The organism is Micromonospora echinofusca (assembly GCF_900091445.1).
GTDB classification, from domain to species: Bacteria; Actinomycetota; Actinomycetes; order Mycobacteriales; family Micromonosporaceae; genus Micromonospora; species Micromonospora echinofusca.
Genome location: NZ_LT607733.1, coordinates 2,593,591 through 2,614,331, shown reverse-complemented (window position 1 = coordinate 2,614,331; position 20,741 = coordinate 2,593,591). Strand labels below are relative to the sequence as shown.

Here is a 20,741-nt window from a genome sequence, read left to right as displayed (position 1 = left end):
CGCGCCGACGGGCCCGACCCCGCAGGGGGTCGGGCCCGTTCGTGTCCGGATCGGACGCGGCGGCGCTCAGCCGGCCGGCGGGTACGGGTCGTTCTGGTACGTGTACTCCGTCTCGATCTTGCCGTCGGAGGTGTGCACGACGAGCTGGCTCGGCTCGTTGCCGTGCGCCGCCCGGCGTCCCGCCTCGACGGCGAGCTGCTTGGTGTCGAACGTGCCGACGACCTGACTGCCCTGCTCGACCTTCCAGCCGCCGCCGTTCGGCACGACGTGGTATTGATTGCGCTTCATGTCAGTCACCCGCCTCTCGGTCAGAATCTCGGGATACCCGGGCCCGGCGGGCGGAAAACCCGCCTTCGTGCCCGACCGTCCACAATCGTCACCGCGTCCGGCGGGTTGCGCCTCGGCGAGTGCCGGTCACCCGGCCGGTATCCGGTCGAGCTGCGCGCGGATCGCCCCGGGCGTCAGCGCGGGTCGACCACCCGGATGACCGACGGTGGCGCCGGCAGCGGCGACCGCGTACCGGGCGGCCCGCTCCCGGGGCTCGCCCCGCAGCACGCCGAGGGTCAGCGCGGCGACGAAGGCGTCCCCCGCGCCCGTGTCGTCCACGGTGGGCGTCTCGCTCAACGGCAGGAACAGCTCGCCCTCCGGCCAGACGAACGCGTTGCCCTTCCCGGCCACCTCGACGGCCACCAGCGACGGGCCGCGGCGCAGCAGCGCGCGCCCGGCGGCGAGCCCCGCACCGGCGTCCTCCGGCGCGACGCCGGTGATCAGCTCGACCTCCCGCGCGTCGGCCCGCAGCACGTCGGCGAGGGCGAACAGCGCGTCGGCGTCGGCCGCGTCGGCGGGTGCCCCGTCGAGCACGACCAGCCGGCCGGCCTCCCGGGCGGTCCGGGCCGCGGCCAGGGCGGTCCGCGCCGGCTGCTGGAGCTGGATCAGTACGGCCCGCGCGGCGCGCAGCGCGGGCGCCGCCCCGGCGACGTCGTCGGGGGTGAGCAGGGTGGCCTCCGGCAGGTCCTCCAGGTAGCGCCAGTCCGCGTCGGCGTCGACCACGTCGACGATGAGTCCGGTCGGGGTGCCGCGCCGCCGGCATACCCATTCGACGTCGACACCGTCGGCCCGCGCCAGCGCCAACAGCCGCTCCCCCACCTCGTCGTCGCCGACCACCCCGAGCAGACCGACGGCGGCGCCGAGCTGCGCCAGCCCGACGGCCTGGTTGGCCCCCTTGCCGCCGAGCAGTTCGCGCCGCCGTCGCACCGGGGCGGTCCCGCCGGCGGCCGGCACCTCGTCCACCAGCAGCACGAGATCCCGGGCCACCTGCCCGAGCACCATCACGTCCAGTTCCACCATGGCGGGAGCACTACCCGAGAGCGCCCGGGTTGATCCGCGCCGGGCGCGAGGCGTGTCCGGGCCCGAGGCGTGACCGGGCGCGAGGCGCGCCCCGGCCGGCGCCGCGAGGGGTGCGTGCCGCCCGGTCACCCGGGCAGCGGCGCCTCGTCGCCCCGCGTGCGGCGCGGCCCGACCAGCCGGCGCACCATCGGGGCGGCGTTCCACTTCGCCGCGCCCACCAGGTCGCGGGCGTGCTCCAGCACCGTGTAGTCGGGCCGGGCCCGGCCGTCGGCGATGGCACGGTCCAGGTCGTTGCCGCACCGGGTCAGCACGTTGTCGAAGTCGCGGCGCACCGGTTCGAGCAGGTCGTAGCCGAACGAGCGGTGCAGCCGGGCGAAGAGCGGCTTGTAGAGCCGGGCCCGCTCGTGCAGCCCCGAGGAGTACGACATGGGGTTCTTGGGCCGGCGCCGGACGTAGCCCGGCAGCAGGTCGGCGAAGGCCCGCCGGACGATCCACTTCTCCTGCCCCTCGCGCATCTTCAGCCCGATCGGCAGCCGCATCGCCAGCTCGACCAGGCTCAGGTCGAGAAACGGCACGCGCGCCTCCACCCCGTGCCCCATGCCGGCCCGGTCGACGCGCTGCAACTCGGTACGGCAGAGGTTGCGGATCTTGTGCAGGAAGAGCCGGCGGGACGCCTCGGGACCGACCTCGTGGTACATCGGGTAGCCGCCGAACAGCTCGTCCGAGCCGTCGCCGGTGAGCGCCACCTTCACGCCCAGCTCGCGCAGCCGGCGGAACAGCGGCAGGGTGACCACCGCGTTGATGATGTCGCCGTACTCGGTCAGCTCGGACATCCTGATGGTCTCGCGGATGTCGGCCAGCCGGATGTCGCGGGGGCGCAGCTCGACCACCTCGTGCGGCACCCCGAGGTCCTTCGCGAGCCGCCGCGCGTACGCGACGTCGGGGCTGTCGGGCACGCCGACCGTGACGGCGACGCAGTCGGGGTGCATCTCGCGTACGTGCAGCAGGGCCAGCGAGCTGTCGAGGCCGCCGGAGAGCACCACCCCCACGGTGAGGTCGGTGTCCACCCGCATCCGGATGCTGTCGGTGAGGGCGGCACGGACGAGCAGGGCGGCCTCGTCCGGGTCGTCCACCACCGGCAGCCCGTCGCCGAGGGTGAGCAGGTCGACGTACGGACGCAGCCGGACCGATCCGTCGGGCTCGGCCCAGCCGTGGTGCCCGGGCGGCACCTCGGCGATCGGGGCGCGGTGCCCGACCAGCGCCTTGACCTCGCTGGCGACGTGCAGGCAGCCGGGCGTGCGGCACCAGTACAACGGCTTGACGCCGAGCGGGTCCCGGACCAGGTAGCCCCGGCCGGTGGCCCGTTCCACGACGGCGAAGGCGTACTCGCCGCGCAGCCGGGTCACCATGCCCTCGCCCCAGTGCAGGAACGCCGCGAGCACCACCTCGGTGTCACTGGTGCCGCGGAAGCGGTGGCCCAGCCGGACGAGTTCGGCGCGCAGCTCGTGGTGGTTGAAGACCTCGCCGTTGTAGCAGAGCAGCCACCGCTCGTCGGCGGAGGCCCATGGCTGCACGGCGCGTTCGCGGTCCACGATCGGCAGCCGGCGGGTGCCGGTGAGCAGGCCGTTCTCGTAGCGGGTCTCGGTGACCTCGCCGCGCGGGGCGAGGGTGGCGAGCATCCGCCGGAAGATCGTCGGATCGGCCTCGGGGCCGAGGCTCAACGCGATGCCACACATCGGGCTCAGACCCCCATCTCGGCTTCGTACGCCCGGCGCAGCCGCCGCCGCGCCGCGGGCGCGAGGCACACGTGCCAGGCCTGGCCCTCGTCGACCACGTTGACCTCGCCGGTCCGCTGCCGGGCCAGCAGCAGCTCGGCCAGGGTGTCCCGGACCCCGAACCGGTCGAACCACTCCATCTCCACGTCGACCGCCCAGCCGAGGCAGTGGCCGCTGGGCACCATGGCGGCGTACCCGAGCCGGCGCAGCCGGTGCTGGTGCTCGGCGCTGCGGACCAGGCTGGTCACCCACAGCGACGGCGTGCCGGGCGGGGTGCTGGCGGCGAACTGCCGGGCGATGTCGTTGAGCAGCGCCACCACCTCCCGGCGGGCCCGCCGGAAGCGCAGTCCGGCGGTACGCGGCGTGGCGGCGGGTAGCAACCGGCGTCGCACCGCCCGCGTGCCGCGTCCCAGCAGCGTGCGGGGCTGCTCGGTGTAGCGGAAGCGCAGCAGGTCCCGCCGGCGCAGCCACTCCAGGTCCACCAGCTCCGGGCTGGCGTCGACCTGGGCGTCGGTGAGGAAGGTGGGGGCGTCGCGCCACCACATCACGTCGATGCGGGAAAGCAGGTAGATCCGGACCAGCGCGGTGAGGTCGGCGGCGGAGCTGCGCGCGTTGGGCTGGTAGCGGGCCATCTCCAGCAACAGCGTCTCGCGGGCGCCGACGGGCCCCTGTGGAGTGGCCTCCAGCACCGAGGCGATCGCGGGCTCGCGCAGCCGGTCGTCGATCAGCATCTGCCGCGCGCTGGTGCAGGACTCCCCAGCGAGCGCGCCGACCTCGACCAGCAGGTCGGCCACGGCCGCCCGGTAGGCGTCGAGGTCCGGTGCCGCGGGCCGCGTCGGCGTGGCGAACGCGCGCCGCCGCGTCGGGGCGGCGGGTGTGACGGAGAAGCCGGGCCGCTGTCCCGGGCTTCGGCTGGGCACTCGCATGGTCGGGTCCTCTCTCCCGTCACGGCAGCACTGTGCATCGCCCTGAACACACCGTAATCGGGCTGCACGGGAGGAGTCCGAACAATCCTCCTATCTACTCCTTCAGGGCTGCCCTGCCGTCGCCAGGCACGAACGGCCACGGCAGGGACACCGCCGCCCAACCCGCTGCACCTCGGCCCATGACGGCGGTCGTACGCGCATCGCGGCGCCGGACCCCGAGCACGGCCAGCCCCGCGGCGCCCGCCCCAGCCACGACCTCTGGTGATGCAGTCGATCGCCAGGGCCACCGTGGCCACCAGGGCGCCAAGCCGCCAGGGCGCACCTCGCCTCCATGTCGACGGCCACAGCGCCGGGAGCCGGCTCAGCACCCGCATTCAGCGGAGGCTTCCTGCCCCGGGCGGCGGCTGCGGCGTCCACCAACTCGAACCCCCGCCACGCGCTACGCGCGCCATCCCAGCCGTGCCGCGCCAGCTACAGCTACAGCTACAGCTACAGCTACAGCTACAGCTACAGCATGACGGAAAGTAGCTATCGGGTCGCCCGGCCACATTCCCCTCGCCGCCCTTTGCTCTGCATCCACATACGCACCAACTACTTAGAGTCAGACGCACTCACGCCTCCGATTGGGCCAGTACATCCAAAAGCCCAGCTCAGATTGGTGGTGCGTCGAGGGATGCAGAGCAAAGGGCCAAGAGGGCAATCTGCCGCCGGAACATCGGCCGTGACGCACGGTAGCCGCAGCTCGCCCTCACCGTCGGTAACAGGATTCGGGACAGGACACTTGGTTCTTCGCCGCCCGGAAGATCAGGTCCGAGAAGAGACCGGCGGGCGGGACGGGCGTCGGCGCAACGCCGACCGGCGGACGCAAGTGGCGCACGGCGGCGGAACGCCGACCGGCGCACCGGCGCCGGGACCAGCGCGCCGGACTGGCAGCGGACCAGCGCGGGAGTGAGCACGGATCCACGCCCGGGCGCGGGTAACTCGCAACGGACACCGAAGTGCCGCCACTCCTTTACAACGTTGTATCCAACGTTGTAGAAACGGACACGCACCGATCCTGATCGACATCTCGCACCCGAGGCAGGTCTGATGGGACATCTCCGCCGCGCCGGGGCGCTCGCCGCCGTCATCGGTCTGGTCCTGGCCGGGACGGCGTCCGCGCCGGCCGCCGCCGTACCCGACCTCCGCTACCACAATCCCGTCTCGGCCGGGTTCGCCGACACCTTCGCCGACCCGGTGATCGTCCGTGGTGAGGACGGCTTCTGGTACGCGTACGGCACCACCGACCCGCTGCGCGAAGGCGAGGGGGTCTTCCACCGCGTCCCCACTGCCCGCTCGGCCGACCTCGTCGACTGGACGTACGTCGGGGACGCCTTCGGCGCCGACCAGCGCCCGGCGTATGCGGCGCCGGGCGCCGGCTTCTGGGCCCCCGACGTGCGCCGGGTCGGCGACCGCTGGGTCATGTACGTGACGGTCACCGACACCACCGTCTCCCCCGACGGCGGCGACTTCGCCGTCGGCGCGGCCACCGCACCCACCCCGACCGGCCCGTGGACCTTCGCCGACGAGCCCGTGGTCGCGCCCCGCCCCGGCGGCGGCGGGGGCTGGTTGTGGACCATCGACCCGAGCCAGTTCACCGACGTCGACGGCCGGCACTACCTCTACCACGGCAGCTACTACGGCGGGATCTCGGTGACCGAGCTCTCCGCCGACGGGCTGCGCGCCGTCGGCACGCCCACCATGGTCGCCATCGACAACAAGTTCGAGGGCAGCCACGTGGTGCGCCACGACGGCTGGTACTACCTGTTCGCCTCCACGGCGAACTGCTGCGCGGGCCCGGCCACCGGCTACTCCGTGCAGGTCGGCCGGTCCCGGAGCCCGCGCGGGCCGTTCGTCGACCGCGACGGCATCGCGCTGAGCGCCTCCCGGGCCGGCGGCACGCCGGTGCTCACCCAGAACGGCAACCGGTGGATCGGCACCGGCCACAACGGCTTCCTCACCGACCTGTCGGGCCAGGACTGGATCGTCTACCACGCCATCGACCGGGCCGACCCGTACCTGGACGAGCCGTTCGGCGTCAACGAGCGGCCGATGCTGCTGGACCGCCTCGACTGGATCGACGGCTGGCCGACGGTGAACGCCGGTGCCGGCCCGTCCGAGGGCGCCCGGCCCGCGCCGGTCACCACCGGCCGCGTGGACGAGCGCTTCGACGCCGGGCTCGCCGGCTGGCGGCGCGGCGCCGGGGACTGGCGGGTCGCCGACGGCCGCCTCACCGGCAGCGGCGCGCTGACCAGCCGTACGACCGTGGGTGGTGACGTGCGGGCGGAGGCCGACCTGCGGCTTCCCGCCGCCGGGACGGCCGGGCTCACGCTCGGCGGCCGGGTCTCGGTGCGGGTGGACGCCGCCGCCGGCCGGTTGGTGGCCGCCGACGGCGGACGTACCGTGAGCGCGCCGCTGCCCGCCGGCTTCGACGCCGCCGCCGGGCACCACCTCGCCGTCGAGGTACGCGGCCGGGACCTGGTGGCCGAGCTGAGCCCGGCCCGCCTCGGCGACCAGCTGGCGGTCGTGTCGCTGCGGCTGGCGCGGCCGGTGGCGGGGCGCGTAACGCTCACCGCCACCGGCGGGTCCGCCGGGTTCGACAACGTCAGCGTCGCCCGGCTGCACCGACCGGTGCGCCACGCCGTCGCCGAGCCGCGGGCGGGCCGACTGCTGCCCGCGTTCTCCGACGAGTTCACCGGCGGGCTGGACCCGGCGTGGCGGTGGGTCCGGCCGGACCCGGCGGCCACCGTGTCGGGCGGGGCGCTGCGCTGGCCGGTGCAGGGTGCCGACCTGACCGGCACCGGCAACACCGCCGGCGTGCTGCTGCGCGACGCGCCGAGCGGCGACTACGTCGTGGAGACGAAGGTGACCCTCGACCTCGGCGAGGAGACGGTCCGCAACTACCAGCAGGCGGGGCTCGTCGCCTACGTCGACGACGACCGGTTCGCCCGGCTGGCGCAGGTCGCCATCTGGAACACCCGGCAGGTGGAGTACGGCTACGAGCTGCCCTTCGCCGGTCGGCCGGTCTACGGCGGCACCATCGTCGGCACCCCGGCGGCCACCACCTGGCTGCGGCTGGCGCACCGGGTCGACCCGGTCTCCGGCGAGCACGAGTTCCGCGCCGGCTCCAGCCGGGACGGGCGCAACTGGACGTGGGGCGGAGTCTGGACGTTCCCGGCCGACACCACTCCCCGGATCGGGCTGGTCGCGCACGGCGGCGCCGACCCGGCGGTCACCGCGCACTTCGACTACCTGCGCTTCCACCGCTGAGCCCCGCTGAGCCCTCGACCGGGCCGGGCCCCCGCCGGACGGTGGGGCCCGGCCCCGTCGCCGGGCGGCAGGGCCGGCGCGGCGGCGGGGCCGGTCAGCCGCGACGGTCGCCAGTCAGCCGCAGCGCCCGCCCCGTCAGCCGCGGCGCTCGTCGCCGCCGAGCGGGCTGACCGTCCGGGTCGACCCGTCGTAGCTGCGGGCGGCGACGAACGCACCGCCGGGACGCTCGACGCCGGCCACCGCGCGGGCCAGCCGGCGGTCGGCGTCGCGGAAGCGCAGCGCCAGACTCAGGTGCGGCCGCCACCGCCCGGGGGCGTGCCAGGGGCGCTGGCCCGGCGCCGCCGCGAGGACGTCCCACACCGACGCGTGCAGGGCGGTCAACTCCGGCGACGGGCGCAGCAGCCACACCAGCGGGGCGCTGCCGTCGAGCACCGCGATCCGGTCCAGCCGCACCGGCAGCGGCAGCGCCGCGTCGAACAGGGCGGCCAGGCGCGGCCGGGCGCCGGGCGGGAACTCGTCGACGGAGGCGAGGGTCAGGTGCGGCCGGTTGGTCGGGTGGGCGTTGCGGGCCAGGCTCGGCAGGCCCGCCGTGGCCAGCCGTTCCCAGGCGCCGCGCACGGCCGCCTCCAGCTCGGGCGAGCAGACCAGTTCGACCGTACGCACGCCGCCAGGCTAGCCCCCGGAGCACGGCGACGGGCCCGCCCGGGTCACGGTTGTGCCGGTCGGCGAAACGGCGTCGTGGCGGTGATGAAAAGCTTGACGGCATGAGTTCCGCACCCGTACGGCACGACCCGCCCACCGAGCCCGGCCCCGCCGCCCTCGACGACACGAGCGCCTTCGCGGATCTCGGACTACGCGCCGAGTTGCTGGGCGCGCTGACCGCCCTGGGCTACGAGGAGCCCACTCCGATCCAGCGGGAGGCCATCCCGCCGCTGCTGGCCGGTCGGGACCTGTTGGGTCAGGCCGCGACGGGCACGGGCAAGACGGCCGCCTTCGCGCTGCCGCTGTTGCAGCGGATGCCCGACGACCGGCCCGGCGGCGCCCCGGTGGCGCTGGTGCTGGTGCCCACCCGCGAGCTGGCGGTGCAGGTCTCCGAGGCGTTCCACCGCTACGGCAAGGACCTGGGCGCGCGGGTGCTGCCCATCTACGGCGGGCAGCCGATCGGCCGGCAGTTGCGCGCCCTGGACCTCGGCGTCGACGTCGTGGTCGCCACCCCGGGCCGCGCGTTGGATCACATCGCCCGGGGCACGCTCGACCTGGGCGCGCTGGCCACGGTGGTGCTCGACGAGGCCGACGAGATGCTCGACATGGGCTTCGCCGAGGACATCGAGGCGATCCTGGAGCACGCGCCGGAGCAGCGGCAGACGGTGCTCTTCTCGGCGACGATGCCGGCGCGCATCGACGGGCTGGCCCGCAAGCACCTGACCGACCCGGTACGCATCCTCATCGCCCGCGAGCAGCCGGTGGCCGGCGAGGCGCCCCGGGTGCGCCAGAGCGCGTACATCGTCGCCCGGGCGCACAAGCCGGCCGCGCTGGGCCGGGTGCTGGACGTCGAGTCCCCCACGGCGGCGATCGTCTTCTGCCGCAGCCGTGAGGAGGTCGACCGGCTCACCGAGACGATGAACGGCCGGGGCTACCGGGCCGAGGCGCTGCACGGCGGGATGAGCCAGGAGCAGCGCGACCGGGTGATGGGCCGGCTGCGTACGGGCACCGCGGACCTGCTGGTGGCCACCGACGTGGCCGCGCGCGGGCTGGACGTCGAGCAGCTCACCCACGTGGTCAACTACGACGTGCCGTCGGCGCCCGAGTCGTACGTGCACCGCATCGGCCGGGTGGGCCGGGCCGGTCGGGAGGGCGTGGCGATCACCCTCGCCGAGCCGCGCGAGCACCGGATGCTCAAGACCATCGAGCGGGTCACCGGTCAGCGCATCGCCATCGACAAGATCCCGACCGTGGCGGACATGCGCACCCGGCGGCTGGAGCTGACCCAGGGCGCCCTGCGGGAGAGCCTGCTGGAGGACGACCTCGACCCGTACCGGGCGATCGTCGAGTCGTTGACCGACGAGTTCGACCTGGTCGAGGTGGCCCTCGCGGCGGTGAAGCTGGCGCACGAGGCGACGTCGCCGGGCTCGGACGACGAGGAGGAGATCCCCCAGGTTCCCGTCCGGGGCCCGCGCGAGGGGCGGCCGGAGGCCGGCGGCCGGGGCGAGCGGCGTGGCGGCGCCCGGCCCCGCAGCGGCGGCACCACCCAGGTCTTCATCGGGCTGGGCCGGCGCGCCGGGGTCCGCCCGCAGGACTTGGTGGGCGCGATCACGGGCGAGACCGGGATCAGCGGTCGGGACATCGGCTCGATCGAGATCGCCGACCGGTTCTCGCTGGTGGAGGTGCCCCAGGGCGTCGCCGACGAGGTGATCGCGGGGTTGCGCGGCAGCACCATCAAGGGTCGCAAGGCGACCGTACGCCGGGATCGTGACGGCGACGGCGGCGGCGAGCGCCGCTTCGACGGGGCCGACCGGCGCGAGCGCCGCGACCGGGACTTCGACCGGCGCGACCGCCGCTGACCCCGCACGTCGGGAAGGGCCCCCTGCTACGCGCGAGGCGTTGACAGGGGGCCCTTCCTCACACCTCAGGCGGCGGTCAGCGCCGGATCGGGGCGGGTGTCGGCGTCGGCCGGGCGCAGCGCCAGGGCGAGCACGTCGGCGACGTCGGCCAGGGTGTGCACGGTCAGCGCCTCCCGCACCTCGGCGGGCAGGTCGTCGAGGTCCGGCTCGTTGCGGGCCGGGATGATCACCTCGGTCAGGCCGGCCCGGTGGGCGGCGAGCAGCTTCTGCTTCACCCCGCCGATGGGCAGCACCCGGCCGGAGAGCGTCACCTCGCCGGTCATCCCGAACTCGGGGCGCACCGCCCGGCCGCTGGCCAGCGACGCCAGGGCGGTCACCATGGTGATGCCGGCGCTGGGGCCGTCCTTCGGCACCGCGCCCGCCGGCACGTGCAGGTGGATCCGCCGTCCGGCCAGGGCGTTCGGGTCGAGCTCGAGGCGGCGCCCGTTGGAGCGCAGGTACGACAGCGCGATGTGCGCCGACTCCTTCATGACGTCGCCGAGTTGGCCGGTCAGGGTCAGCCCCGGCTCGCCCTCCATGCTGGTGGCCTCGATGAAGAGCACGTCGCCGCCCGCGCCGGTGACGGCCAGGCCGGTGGCGACGCCGGGCACGGCCGTGCGCTCCGCCGACTCCGGGGTGAACTTCGGCCGCCCGAGGTAGGTGGCGAGGTTGCCGGTGTCGACGCGGACCGGCGCCGGGTCGGCGGCCAGGGCCACCGCGACCTTGCGCAGGATCTTCGCGAGCGCCCGTTCGAGCTGCCGTACGCCGGCTTCGCGGGTGTACTCGCCGGCGATGCGGGCGAGGGCGTCGTCGGCGACGTCGACCTCCTCGGCGGTGAGCCCGGCCCGTTCCCGCTGCCGGGGCAGCAGGTGGTCGCGGGCGATGGCGACCTTCTCCTCCTCGGTGTACCCGTCGAGGGTGACCAGTTCCATGCGGTCCAGCAGCGGGCCGGGGATGGCCTCCACCACGTTGGCGGTGGCCAGGAAGAGCACGTCGGACAGGTCGAGGTCGACCTCGAGGTAGTGGTCGCGGAAGGTGTGGTTCTGCGCCGGGTCGAGCACCTCCAGCAGGGCGGCGGCCGGGTCTCCGGAGTAGCCGGCGGCGAGCTTGTCGACCTCGTCGAGGAGCACGACCGGGTTCATCGAGCCGGCCTCGCGCAGGGCGCGCACGATCCGGCCGGGCAGCGCGCCGACGTAGGTGCGCCGGTGGCCACGGATCTCGGCCTCGTCGCGTACGCCGCCGAGGGAGACCCGGACGAAGTTGCGGCCGAGCGCGCGGGCGACCGACTCACCGAGGCTGGTCTTGCCGACGCCGGGCGGGCCGGCGAGGGCGAGCACCGCGCCGGAGCCCCGGCCGCCGACCACGCCGAGGTTGCGTTCGGCACGCCGGTTGCGCACGGCGAGGTACTCCAGGATGCGGTCCTTCACGTCGGCCAGGCCGGCGTGGTCGGCGTCGAGCACGGCGCGGGCGGCGGCCAGGTCGGTGTGGTCCTCGGTACGGGTGCCCCACGGCATCTCCAGCACCGTGTCGAGCCAGGTCCGGATCCAACCCGCCTCCGGGGAGGCGTCGCTGGCGCGTTCCAGCTTGCCGACCTCGCGCAGCGCCGCCTCGCGGACCTTGTCGGGCAGGTCGGCGGCCGCCACGCGGGCCCGGTAGTCGGCGGAGCCGTCCGGCTCGTCCTCACCGAGTTCCTTGCGGATGGCGGAGAGCTGCTGGCGCAGCAGGAACTCCCGCTGGGACTTCTCCAGCCCCTCTCGGACGTCGGTGCTGATCTGCTCGGCGATCTCCTGCTCGGCCAGGTGGTCCTTCACCCAGCCGACGAGCAGTTCCAGCCGGGCGGTGACGTCCGGCGCGGCGAGCAGTTCGGTCTTCTGGGCGAGACTGAGCCAGGACACGTAGCCGGCCGAGTCGGCCAGCTCGGAGAGGTCGGTCATCCGCTCGATGGCGTCGATGACCTGCCAGGCGCCGCGCTGCTGGAGCACGGACGTCATGAGGGCGCGGTACTCGCGGGCGAGTTCGCGGGCGCGGCCGGCGGGGGCGGGCTCGTCGAGTTCGGTCGCCTCGACCCAGAGGGCGGCGCCGGGGCCGGGCACGCCGGAGCCGATCCGGGCGCGCGACAGGCCGCGGACGACGGCGGCCGGTTCGCCGCTGGGCAGCCGGCCGACCTTCTCGATGGTGGCGACCGCGCCGACGGGGCCGTACTCGCCGTCGAGGCGGGGCACGGCGAGCAGCGTGCCCTCGCCGGTGGCGCGGGCCGCGTCGACGGCGGCCTGGGTGGTCGGGTCGAGGGTCACCGGGATGACCATGCCGGGCAGGAGCACGGCGTCGGTCAGGGGAAGTACCGGGAGAGTTGCCATCGAACACCTGCTATCGCGTTGAGTTGAGCGTGTCCAACTCAAGTAACAAAGCGTTCCCCTTGTTCCGGACTGTGACCCAGACCACCGGCCGCCGCCGGACGGCGCGCCGGGCGCAGCAGCTCCCACACCTGGCCGGCGCCCCCGCCGAGCGCCACGGCGAGCGGGATCGCCAGGCAGGTCAGCGCCAGCGCGGCGACGGTCCAGCCCGGCAGACCGGCCACCGTGGCGACGCCGGTCAGGATCGCGAAGACGACGAGCTTGCGCCGGGCGCGGGCGGGCGGGATCGCGACGGACATCGGAATCTCCCTTCCGTACGGGCATCAGAGCAGGACGAGCAGCGCGGCGCCGACGGCCGCCGCCGGGACCGTGGTGACGACGGTGGCGAGCGCCGCCGAGTGCCGGCGCAGCGCGGCGAGCGGAATCAGCGCGTCCCCGTCCTGGCTGATCGCGTTGGCGACCAGGGTGGGCAGGGGCAGGCCGCCGCTGACGTACAGGCCGGTGAAGACGATCTGCACCGCGCACCCGGGGACCAGGCCGATGCCCGCGCCGACCAGCACGCCGACGAGCCCGGTGAGGGCGAGCTGGGAGCCGTCGAAGCCGGTCGTGGTGGTCACCACCTGCCAGCCCAGGTACGCCACGGCCACCCAGACGGTGACGAAGGACGCCTCGTGCGCGCTGTGCCGCAGCGTCTCCCGCAGCGAGCGGGGATGCGCCGTCTCCAGGCTGTCGTCGGCCAGCCGTCCCCGGCCGGCGGCGAAGATCAGCGCGGCGGTCAGCGAACCGAGCACCCCCAGCGCCAGGTACGGGTCGACGCCCCCGAAGGACCGCCTCAGCGCGCCCGGGTCGACCAGTTGGAAGACCACCGGCACCGAGACGGCGAACGCCGGCGTGGTCAGCCCCCAGAACGCCGTGGACGCCGGTACGCGCGGCAGCAGCCCGCCGAGCAGCCGCCGCGCCCCGGCGAGGTCCGGTCCGCCCACGGCCGCGAGCCCGACCGGCGCGGGCGCGGCGGCGACCCGGCGGTCGACCGCGCGGGCCGGATCGATGCCGAGCGCGTCGACGACGTACCCGGTCACCAGGCCGACCGCGAAGAGCAGTGCGTGGATCTTCAGGGCGAACACGGGATTCCAGGCGAGCACCACCCACGAGGAGTCCCCCATCGTGGCCGCCAGGGCGGCGACCACCGTGCCGAAGGAGACCTTCCCCCGGGCGTAGAGCGGCATCAGGATGATCGCCCCGCCGCAGCCGGGGCTGACGCCCAGCAGCGCACCGACCAGCGGGCCGAGCCGGGGCCGGCTGGTGAGCCCGTCGGTGACCCGGTCGCCGTAGCGCCAGCGGAGCCAGCCGAAGAGCGCCACCATCACGGCGACGTACACACCCACCTGCATGAACGCGTCCGCGAGCGGACGGAGCACGAGTTCGGTCACGGCACACCTCCTCGGGGTACGGCGTCGCCGGGGCCGCCCGCCGCCCGCGGACACCCCCGGCACGACGGCGTCAGGTGAGCTTGCTCTTGACCTTGTTGACGGCGCCCTTGGCGAGGCCCGGGTTCGTCCCGTAGAGCCTCGGGTCGCCGGGCGGCAGGACCGGCTCGGGCGCGTGCGCGCGCGGGCTGTGGTCGTAGCGGAACTCGCCCTTGCCGTCGGGCGCCGGCCCGGATGCCCAGCGCCCCTCCGACGCGTCGGTGCCCGGCGAGAAGTCCAGGTACGTGTAGCTGAACTTCTCGGTGAACTCCTTGGAGTCCGGGAACGCGTCGGGCACCGGCATCTCCTCCAGGCCGTCCTCCTTGAGCTGTTCGATGGCCGCCATCCACATGTTCTGGTGCATGGTGTCGCGGGCCAGCAGGAAGCGCAGCATGTTCTTGACCCCGGGATCGTCGGTCATGTTGAACAGCCGGGCCACCTGGAGCCGGCCCTGCGCCTCGGCGGTGACGTTGAGCTGGAAGTCGGCCATCAGGTTGCCGCTGGCGGTGATGAAGGCGCCGTTCCAGGGCACGCCGTTGCTGTCGGCCGGCAGCGCCCCGCCGCCGCCGTGGATGAAGTGCGCCGGGTTCGAACCGCCGTAGATCGCCCCGACCATCGGGTTGTCGTCGGCGGCCTCCTGCAACGACAGCGGGGCGTTCTCCAGCAGCCGCGTGATCATCGTGGCGATCATCTCGACGTGGCCCATCTCCTCGGTGCCGACGTCGAGGAAGAGGTCCTTGTACTTGCCGGGCAGGCGGCAGTTCCAGCCCTGGAAGAGGTACTGGTTGGCGACGGTCATCTCGCCCCACTTGCCGCCCAGGATCTCTTGGAGCCGGCGGGCGAACGCGGCGTCCAGACCGTCCGGCTTGGCTTCGAACTGAAGGTCCTTGATGTGGCTGAACAACGTGTCCTCCTCGGTGCCGGTCGGGCTGTCACCGAGGCGGTTCCCCCGACAGCCGGCCCTACCGGGCCAACCGGTGGCCCCGCGGGGACGACCTACCGGCGCCGGGCACGGGCAGCACCACCTCGAGGGCCACACCGCCGAGCCGGAGGAGTTGCTGCCCCCGCTGCTGGCCGTCCTGGACGGCTGGGCGGTGCTGCCGGGACACCTGCTGCGCGCGCTGCTGCGTCCCGGCCGGCCGGCCCCGATCGACCTCGACGACGAGGAACGGGTCATGCTGCGCGCCATCGCGGGGGGACGCAGCACCGTCGAGATCGCCGAACGGATGCATGTCTCGGAACGCACCGTGAAGCGGATGACGGCCGCGCTGCTGCGGAAGTTGCGAGTATCCACGCGGGCCGAGGCGGCGGCGCTCGCGGGTCACGCCGGTCTGCTCGGCGACTGAACGCCGGGCTTTGCGCCGACCCGTTTTCCCGCCATAACACGACTCGCCGAAATGAGGACGACGCGCATTGTTGCGGATTCACCGTGGGATAGGTCAAACTTTGACCACACCCCGCCCCACACAGGGAGTAATTGACGATGGCGAGAAAAGTAATCACGGTCCTGACCGACGACCTCGACGGTGGAAAGGCCGACCGGACCGTCGAGTTCAGTCTGGACGGCGTGGCCTACACCATCGACGTCTCCGACGAGAACGCGGGCGTGCTGCGCAAGGCCCTCGACCCGTACATCAACGCTGGCCGGCGGATCGGTCGAGGAGCCGTCGACGCCGGGCGGCCCCCTCGGCGGGCGGGCGCGTCGGGCGGCTCGGGAATGGACCGGGAGCAGAACCGGGCCATCCGGGAATGGGCCACCAAGAACGGCTACAAGATTTCCGAGCGTGGCCGCATCCCGGTCGAGGTCGTCGAGGCGTACAAGAACCGCTGACCGCCGGGCTCACGCTCGGGCTCGTGCGGGGTCACGCTGAGGAATCAGCGCGGCCCCGCCGGTCTTTTCCCACGGCGGACCATTCGCGGGGCCCGCACCCGCCGGCGGGTCCATTCTCGGCCCGCTCCCATTGCAGCATCGGCCATCGGCGACGCCGGGGCGCTTCGAGTCGTCCGACAAGGCGCGCTCGCCGACCTCCCGGCCGTGATCATCGCCACGATCACACCGAGGCGCCCCCGCGATCGTCACCCTAACCGAGTGTAATGAGCGACAGCTTTGTCGAGCATTACCTGCGCGGATCTCGGGGGTGGCGGATGACGCGATGGTGGAGCCAGACGGCGGGCGGGTTGCCCCGCACCTTCTGGTACCTGTGGACGGCCACGCTGATCAACCGGCTCGGCAGCTTCGTCGCCATCTACCTCGGCGTCTACCTGGTGTCCGTACGCGGCCTCAGTCCCGCGTACGCCGGGATCGTGATCGGGCTGCACGGGGCCGGCAGCGCGGCCGGGGGCGTGCTCGGCGGGATCGTCGCGGACCGGTGGGGGCGACGACCCGCCATGCTGACCGGAAACGTGGCCGCCGCGGCGGCGGCGATGGCGCTGGGCCTGAGCGGCCACCCCGTGGCGATCGCGGCCCTCACCCTGCTGCTCGGGCTCTGCCTGGGCGTCGCCCGGCCGGCCTTCACGGCGACCGTCATCGACGTGGTGGGCGAACGGGACCGCCTGCGGGCGCTGACGCTGAACTACTGGGCGATCAACATCGGGTTCGCCGTCGCCGCGACCGTGGCCGGCCTGCTGGTCCGGGTCCAGCCGCTGCTGCTGTTCGCGATCAACGCGGCGGTGCTGCTCGGCACCGCCGCGCTGATCGGCCTGACCGTGCCCGAGTCGCGCCCCGCCCCGGTGACCGTCGCGCAGGTCGCCCGCGTCGACTCCGGCGGGCTCGGCACCGTGCTGCGGGACCGGGTCTTCCTGACCTTCACCGCCCTCACCGGGTTGGCCTGGCTCTGCATCGAGAGCAGCGCGATGCTGCCGGTGGCGTTGCAGGCCGACGGGCTGCCGGCGTCGGCGTTCGGGCCGGTCATCGCGGTCAACGGCCTGATGATCGTGCTCGGGCAGCTCTTCGTGCCTCGCCTGATCGGCCGCTTCGACCGGTCCCGCACCGTCGCTGTGGCCGTCGTGGTGATCGGCGCCGGCTTCGCCCTGACCGCGCTGGCCGACGCCGTCTGGTTCTACGCGCTCACGGTGGGCGTCTGGACGCTCGGCGAGATGCTGATGACCCCGTCGAACTCGGCGCTGACCGCCGACCTGGCGCCGGCCGCCCAGCGCGGCCGCTACCAGGGCGTCTACTCGCTCGGTCACGCCTTCGCCAGCTTCGCCGGGCCGACGCTGGGCGGCCTGGTCGCCGCCCGGTTCTCCACCGACGTCCTCTGGCTGGGGCTGTTCGGGCTGGCCCTGCTGGTGGCCGTCGGCAACCTCCTCGCGGTGCGGCCCCGGGCCCGTCGGATCGCCGCCCTGCGGGCCGCCGCGGCGCCCGCCGCCCTGCGCGAGGCCGCGGCGCTGGCGTGAACGCGCCGCCGCGGGACCGCCGGGATACGCCCGGACGGCCCCGCTGCGGTGGTCAGCCGACCTGGATGCGCACCACGTCGAAGGCCGGGGTCTGGTTGGCCCGTTCCATCATCGGCACCCGGTGCGAGCCGTCGCCGGCCCAGACCGCGCACTGGGCGGTACCGGCTCCGGGCAGGCCGGGAACCTGGATGGTGACGTCGTCGGGTTCGGCACCGCCACGGTTGTCCTCGGTCGCGACGAAGAACGCCGGCACCTCCTGTGGCTGCGGCGGCTGCCGGAGGCTGCCCAGCATCCGGCAGGCGGTGTGGAAGTGGCCCCGCACCAGTCCCTGGTCGTCGAGCAGGGAGCTCTCCACGTAGTACCCGCCCTGCCCGGCCGCCAGGAAACGGTCCCGGACGAGGTTGCGGGTGGAGACCCGCAGCGTGAACGGCTGGTTGGCGTCCACCCGCTCGGGGAATTCGGTGATCAGCAGCGACGGATTGTTCGCGGCGGCACCGACCTCACCGAACGCGGTGCTGACGCAGCGGTTGCCGTTCTGGAAACCGTCGTGCGGCTGCAACCGGCTGTCGTCGCAGTCGTTCGCGATCACGCCCAGTCCGGAACCGGGACCGCTATTGTTCCCACCACCGTTGTTCCCACCACCGTTGTTCCCACCGCCATTGTTGCCGCCGTTGTTGCCGCCGCCGTTGTTGCCCGTCGGGGCGACCCGGCACTCCGCGAGCCGGGCCAGGCCCTGCGGCCGGGGCCCCACCCGGTCGATGGCGATGGTGATCCGCTCCAGCGTCGCCCGCCGCCTGGCCGCCAGCGGCTGGAGGATCGAGGTACGCACGAACTCCTCGCCCCGCCGCCCCTCGGCCGCCAGCCGCCGGTCCGCCTCGGCGATCTGGGTCTGCAACAGGTTCAGGTTCCGGTCGACCTCGGCACGGGCGCGATCGGGCACCCGCGGGAGCTGGCCGGCCACGTCCGGGCAGGCCACGGCCGAGCCGCCGTCGTCGGCGCCGCCGTCGCGCGTCTGCTCGCACTCCGCGACCGTCTGCTGCCCGTCGCCCCAGTGGTTGCGTACCCACCGGCCGTTCTGCCACGTCCGGGTGGTGCCGCGCCCACTCGGCGCGGTCGCGCCGGGGCTGGGCTCCACGCAGGCGGCGGAGGCCGGCCGGGTGCTGGTCGACCGCCGGTCCTCGGCCGACGAGATCTGGGTCACGGCAACGATCCCGCCGAAGACGGCGAGGGTGCCGACGACGGCCAGCAGCCGCTTGCTCCGGGCGGTGCCGGACGACCGGCGCACCCGTGTGGACCTGCGCATCGAATTGCTCTCCTTCGCCATCCGGCAGTTGATTCGAGGCCTCGGCGGACCGACGGAATCGAGGGGCGCACCCCGACGGGACCGTCGCGGCGAACCGGCGGCACGTCGATCACCGACGATGCCCTTTCCGCACCGTCTACCGCGTCACGGGACGCGGTCGGGAAGATCCTGTCCATTCCCGCAGGAGTACGGGACGCCCGGCGCGAAGGTTCAACGCGTCTCCGGGAATTCGGAGGGGTCCTTACCGCCGACCGCCGTCGGCGGGCCGACCCGTGGCGCCCCCGGGCGGTCGCGTCGCGCGGACCTGCCGCCTCCGCGTGCTGGATGGTGACGTCCGCGCGGGCGGGCCGGTCGGTCCGCGCAGAGGCGGGGCCGGTCAGTCTTCGCAGAGGTGGGCGAACGCGAAGCCGCCCGTCATCTCGTCGTGCCGCGACTGGAGCCGCCGGATCTCGGCGAACAACTCGTCGCGGGGCGTCAGCACCGGCTCGGCCGCGTCCAGCGTGCGCAGGCGCTCGCCGACGGCCACCGCCGCCAGGTCCTCGGCCAGCCGCCCCGGGTCCACCCCGGCGGAGACCCGCCGCTCGCGCACCGTCACCCGCTCCACGAGGCAGGCGTCGGGGCGTACCTGCACCCAGCTCCACCCCTCGGCGGTTCCCTCCGCCCAGCGCACGTGCAGGCCCCGGACGATCGGGTCGACCAGCCGCCGCGCCACGTACGCCTCGACGGCGGCGGCCCGGGCCAGGGCGCCGAGGTCGTTGACGGGACCGGTCCGCCCGTCGGGCAGCCGGCCGAGGATGTCGCGGAAGCCGACCGGCGGTGCCTCGGTGTCGTCGGGCTCCCCCGCGCCGAGGGCCGCGTACGCGCGCGCGTCGATCACGTACGCCACGATCCGGCGCCCGTGGGCCTCGGCCCGCAGCGTCGGCGACCCGATCCGCAGCACCGCCAGGCCGACCGCCGCGGCGACCGCGTTCTTGAGCCGCTCGACCCGCTGCCCGGCGGAGTTGGGAGGCGCGTCGGGGCCGATCTCGACGGCGAAGACGGGTCGGGCCGTGTCGGCGGCGCAGACGACGAGGTCGTAGCCCTCCCGGCTGGCCGTGCTCCACTGGTTGCCGGTGACGCCCGGCGGGCGCCCCTGCACCAGCTCGCCCAGCCGGCGGGGACCGTGCACGAGCTGGTCGCCCCGGACGAGCAGCGGGCCGCGCCCACCGTCCCCGGCGACCGCGCGCAGCCAGGAGTCGTCCCCACCACCGGTGCTCGTCATCCGCCTGATCCGTCCGTCCCGCCGCCGGTCCCGGCCGACGCGTCGGCCGGGGCGAGTCTAGGCGGTCGATCATGATTGGTGTGGTGGTGGTGCCTCTCGGGCCGTACACCCGGAATTCGATTGAGGCTGCGCGCCCCGTGCCGCTGGGATGGGCGGGTGAGCGTCTTCCTGAGCACCCCACGGCTGGTGCTGCGCGAGTTCACCCCCGACGACGCCGACCTGCTCGTCGAGCTGGACGGTGATCCCGAGGTGATGCGGTACCTCACCGGCGGGCGCCCCACCCCGCCCGAGGCGGTCCGGGAGCGCGTCCTGCCCCGGATCCTCGCCCACTACCGACGGGCGCCCGGCCTGGGCTGGTGGGCGGCGCAGGACCGGGGCTCGGGAGCCTTCCTGGGCTGGTTCGAGTTCCGTCCGACCCGCGACGGCGACGCCTGGGAGGTGGAGCTGGGCTACCGGCTGCGCCGGGCCGCCTGGGGCGCCGGGCTCGCCACGGAGGGCTGCCGGGCGCTGATCGACAAGGGCTTCGCCGAGCTCGACGTGCGGCGGGTCACCGCGAACACGATGACCGTCAACGCCGCGTCGCGCCGGGTGATGGAGAAGTCCGGGCTGCGGCTCGTGCGGACGTACGTCGGGGACTGGCCGGAGCTGATCGACGGCGCGGAGCACGGCGAGGTGGAGTACGCGCTGACCCGCGAGCACTGGCTGCGTCGCGACGCCGACTAGCGCCTGTATCAGAGTCAATCCCAGTCACTCGTTGATGTCGGCGAGGTGAACCGTGGCTTCGTAGCGGACGGCGAGTCGGATCGGGTAGTGACATCGCGTTGCGTTTGAGCCAGCGCCCTATCGGCCAGGGTCCAGTCGGGCCTCGTCCTCGGACGGCCTGTCGTCACGTGCGGACCGCGGATGTGGTCAGGGCCGGTATGAAATTGGGACTGCCACTGCGCTCCCCCGGCAGAGCGCTTCCCACAATAGATAAGTTAGCAGTGATCTTGCGCGAGCGGTAT

Annotated in this window: 17 protein-coding genes; 6 read left to right on the top strand and 11 right to left on the bottom strand. The window is 74.0% G+C overall.

Annotated elements, in window-relative coordinates; all coding sequences use genetic code 11:
• Positions 1–66: 66 nt before the first annotated feature.
• The 4 genes from GA0070610_RS11570 to GA0070610_RS11555 all read right to left on the bottom strand — a co-directional run bounded on the left by GA0070610_RS11570 (position 67) and on the right by GA0070610_RS11555 (position 4,048).
• Complete coding sequence (locus GA0070610_RS11570; protein WP_089000037.1) at positions 67–288, bottom strand: DUF2188 domain-containing protein; 222 nt, start codon at positions 286–288, stop codon at positions 67–69.
• A 126-nt stretch (positions 289–414) separates the two neighbouring features.
• A complete protein-coding gene (locus GA0070610_RS11565) occupies positions 415–1,347 on the bottom strand; it encodes a PfkB family carbohydrate kinase (protein ID WP_089000036.1) in 933 nt (310 codons plus the stop codon).
• Between the two features lie 125 nt (positions 1,348–1,472).
• Positions 1,473–3,083 (bottom strand): asparagine synthetase B family protein, encoded by a 1,611-nt coding sequence (locus GA0070610_RS11560; protein ID WP_089000035.1) that lies wholly within the window; start codon positions 3,081–3,083, stop codon positions 1,473–1,475.
• A gap of 5 nt (positions 3,084–3,088) precedes the next feature.
• Positions 3,089–4,048, bottom strand: a complete 960-nt coding sequence (locus GA0070610_RS11555; protein WP_089000034.1) for a DUF5715 family protein — start codon at positions 4,046–4,048, stop codon at positions 3,089–3,091.
• Positions 4,049–5,137: 1,089 nt separating this feature from the next.
• Between GA0070610_RS11555 and GA0070610_RS11550 the strand changes: the two genes are divergently transcribed.
• The gene (locus tag GA0070610_RS11550) at positions 5,138–7,357 is read left to right on the top strand and encodes a family 43 glycosylhydrolase (protein WP_089000033.1); all 2,220 of its coding nucleotides are present in this window, start codon (positions 5,138–5,140) and stop codon (positions 7,355–7,357) included.
• A gap of 135 nt (positions 7,358–7,492) precedes the next feature.
• On the opposite strand, the gene GA0070610_RS11545 is transcribed toward GA0070610_RS11550, so the two are convergent.
• Positions 7,493–8,020: a 2'-5' RNA ligase family protein gene (locus tag GA0070610_RS11545; protein ID WP_089000032.1), complete on the bottom strand. Its 528-nt coding sequence runs from the start codon at positions 8,018–8,020 to the stop codon at positions 7,493–7,495.
• 101 nt (positions 8,021–8,121) lie between these two features.
• On the opposite strand from GA0070610_RS11545, the gene GA0070610_RS11540 reads away from it, so the two are divergent.
• Positions 8,122–9,918 carry a DEAD/DEAH box helicase gene (locus GA0070610_RS11540; protein ID WP_089000031.1) on the top strand — a complete coding sequence of 599 codons (1,797 nt, stop codon included), beginning with the start codon at positions 8,122–8,124 and terminating at the stop codon, positions 9,916–9,918.
• Between the two features lie 65 nt (positions 9,919–9,983).
• Here GA0070610_RS11540 and lon read toward each other — a convergent pair whose 3' ends face one another.
• From lon to GA0070610_RS11520, 4 genes are all read right to left on the bottom strand, one after another.
• Positions 9,984–12,314, bottom strand: a complete 2,331-nt coding sequence (gene lon, locus GA0070610_RS11535; protein WP_089000030.1) for an endopeptidase La — start codon at positions 12,312–12,314, stop codon at positions 9,984–9,986.
• Positions 12,315–12,352: 38 nt separating this feature from the next.
• The gene (locus GA0070610_RS11530; RefSeq protein ID WP_089000029.1) at positions 12,353–12,610 is read right to left on the bottom strand and encodes a hypothetical protein; all 258 of its coding nucleotides are present in this window, start codon (positions 12,608–12,610) and stop codon (positions 12,353–12,355) included.
• 24 nt (positions 12,611–12,634) lie between these two features.
• Positions 12,635–13,741 carry a putative manganese transporter gene (locus tag GA0070610_RS11525; RefSeq protein WP_089000028.1) on the bottom strand — a complete coding sequence of 369 codons (1,107 nt, stop codon included), beginning with the start codon at positions 13,739–13,741 and terminating at the stop codon, positions 12,635–12,637.
• A 70-nt stretch (positions 13,742–13,811) separates the two neighbouring features.
• On the bottom strand, positions 13,812–14,681 hold the full coding sequence (locus tag GA0070610_RS11520) for a manganese catalase family protein (protein ID WP_089000027.1): 870 nt from the start codon (positions 14,679–14,681) through the stop codon (positions 13,812–13,814).
• A gap of 73 nt (positions 14,682–14,754) precedes the next feature.
• Between GA0070610_RS11520 and GA0070610_RS11515 the strand changes: the two genes are divergently transcribed.
• From GA0070610_RS11515 to GA0070610_RS11505, 3 genes are all read left to right on the top strand, one after another.
• Entirely contained in the window at positions 14,755–15,123 is a 369-nt protein-coding gene (locus GA0070610_RS11515; protein WP_231926069.1) for a helix-turn-helix domain-containing protein, read from the top strand.
• A 137-nt stretch (positions 15,124–15,260) separates the two neighbouring features.
• A complete protein-coding gene (locus GA0070610_RS11510) occupies positions 15,261–15,608 on the top strand; it encodes a histone-like nucleoid-structuring protein Lsr2 (RefSeq protein ID WP_089000026.1) in 348 nt (115 codons plus the stop codon).
• Between the two features lie 314 nt (positions 15,609–15,922).
• Positions 15,923–17,173 carry an MFS transporter gene (locus GA0070610_RS11505; protein WP_089000025.1) on the top strand — a complete coding sequence of 417 codons (1,251 nt, stop codon included), beginning with the start codon at positions 15,923–15,925 and terminating at the stop codon, positions 17,171–17,173.
• Between the two features lie 52 nt (positions 17,174–17,225).
• Here the strand turns inward: GA0070610_RS11505 and GA0070610_RS11500 are convergent, their stop codons facing one another.
• Positions 17,226–18,476, bottom strand: coding sequence for a hypothetical protein (locus tag GA0070610_RS11500; protein ID WP_089000024.1), 1,251 nt, complete (start codon positions 18,474–18,476; stop codon positions 17,226–17,228).
• 376 nt (positions 18,477–18,852) lie between these two features.
• Positions 18,853–19,737, bottom strand: a complete 885-nt coding sequence (locus tag GA0070610_RS11495; RefSeq protein WP_089000023.1) for a hypothetical protein — start codon at positions 19,735–19,737, stop codon at positions 18,853–18,855.
• Positions 19,738–19,893: 156 nt separating this feature from the next.
• Here GA0070610_RS11495 and GA0070610_RS11490 point away from each other — a divergent pair, with 156 nt between their 5' ends.
• The gene (locus GA0070610_RS11490) at positions 19,894–20,460 is read left to right on the top strand and encodes a GNAT family N-acetyltransferase (RefSeq protein WP_089000022.1); all 567 of its coding nucleotides are present in this window, start codon (positions 19,894–19,896) and stop codon (positions 20,458–20,460) included.
• The last annotated feature ends 281 nt before the right edge of the window (positions 20,461–20,741 follow it).

Excerpts from the sequence above, each read along its gene's own strand:
- GA0070610_RS11530 (WP_089000029.1), bottom strand. The coding sequence starts at position 12,610 with ATGTCCGTCGCGATCCCGCCCGCCCGCGCCCGGCGCAAGCTCGTCGTC.
- GA0070610_RS11540 (WP_089000031.1), top strand. The coding sequence starts at position 8,122 with ATGAGTTCCGCACCCGTACGGCACGACCCGCCCACCGAGCCCGGCCCC.
- GA0070610_RS11555 (WP_089000034.1), bottom strand. The coding sequence starts at position 4,048 with ATGCGAGTGCCCAGCCGAAGCCCGGGACAGCGGCCCGGCTTCTCCGTC.
- GA0070610_RS11560 (WP_089000035.1), bottom strand. The coding sequence starts at position 3,083 with ATGTGTGGCATCGCGTTGAGCCTCGGCCCCGAGGCCGATCCGACGATC.
- GA0070610_RS11550 (WP_089000033.1), top strand. The coding sequence starts at position 5,138 with ATGGGACATCTCCGCCGCGCCGGGGCGCTCGCCGCCGTCATCGGTCTG.
- GA0070610_RS11510 (WP_089000026.1), top strand. The coding sequence starts at position 15,261 with ATGGCGAGAAAAGTAATCACGGTCCTGACCGACGACCTCGACGGTGGA.
- lon (WP_089000030.1), bottom strand. The coding sequence starts at position 12,314 with ATGGCAACTCTCCCGGTACTTCCCCTGACCGACGCCGTGCTCCTGCCC.
- GA0070610_RS11495 (WP_089000023.1), bottom strand. The coding sequence starts at position 19,737 with ATGACGAGCACCGGTGGTGGGGACGACTCCTGGCTGCGCGCGGTCGCC.
- GA0070610_RS11565 (WP_089000036.1), bottom strand. The coding sequence starts at position 1,347 with ATGGTGGAACTGGACGTGATGGTGCTCGGGCAGGTGGCCCGGGATCTC.
- GA0070610_RS11570 (WP_089000037.1), bottom strand. The coding sequence starts at position 288 with ATGAAGCGCAATCAATACCACGTCGTGCCGAACGGCGGCGGCTGGAAG.
- GA0070610_RS11505 (WP_089000025.1), top strand. The coding sequence starts at position 15,923 with ATGACGCGATGGTGGAGCCAGACGGCGGGCGGGTTGCCCCGCACCTTC.
- GA0070610_RS11500 (WP_089000024.1), bottom strand. The coding sequence starts at position 18,476 with ATGCGCAGGTCCACACGGGTGCGCCGGTCGTCCGGCACCGCCCGGAGC.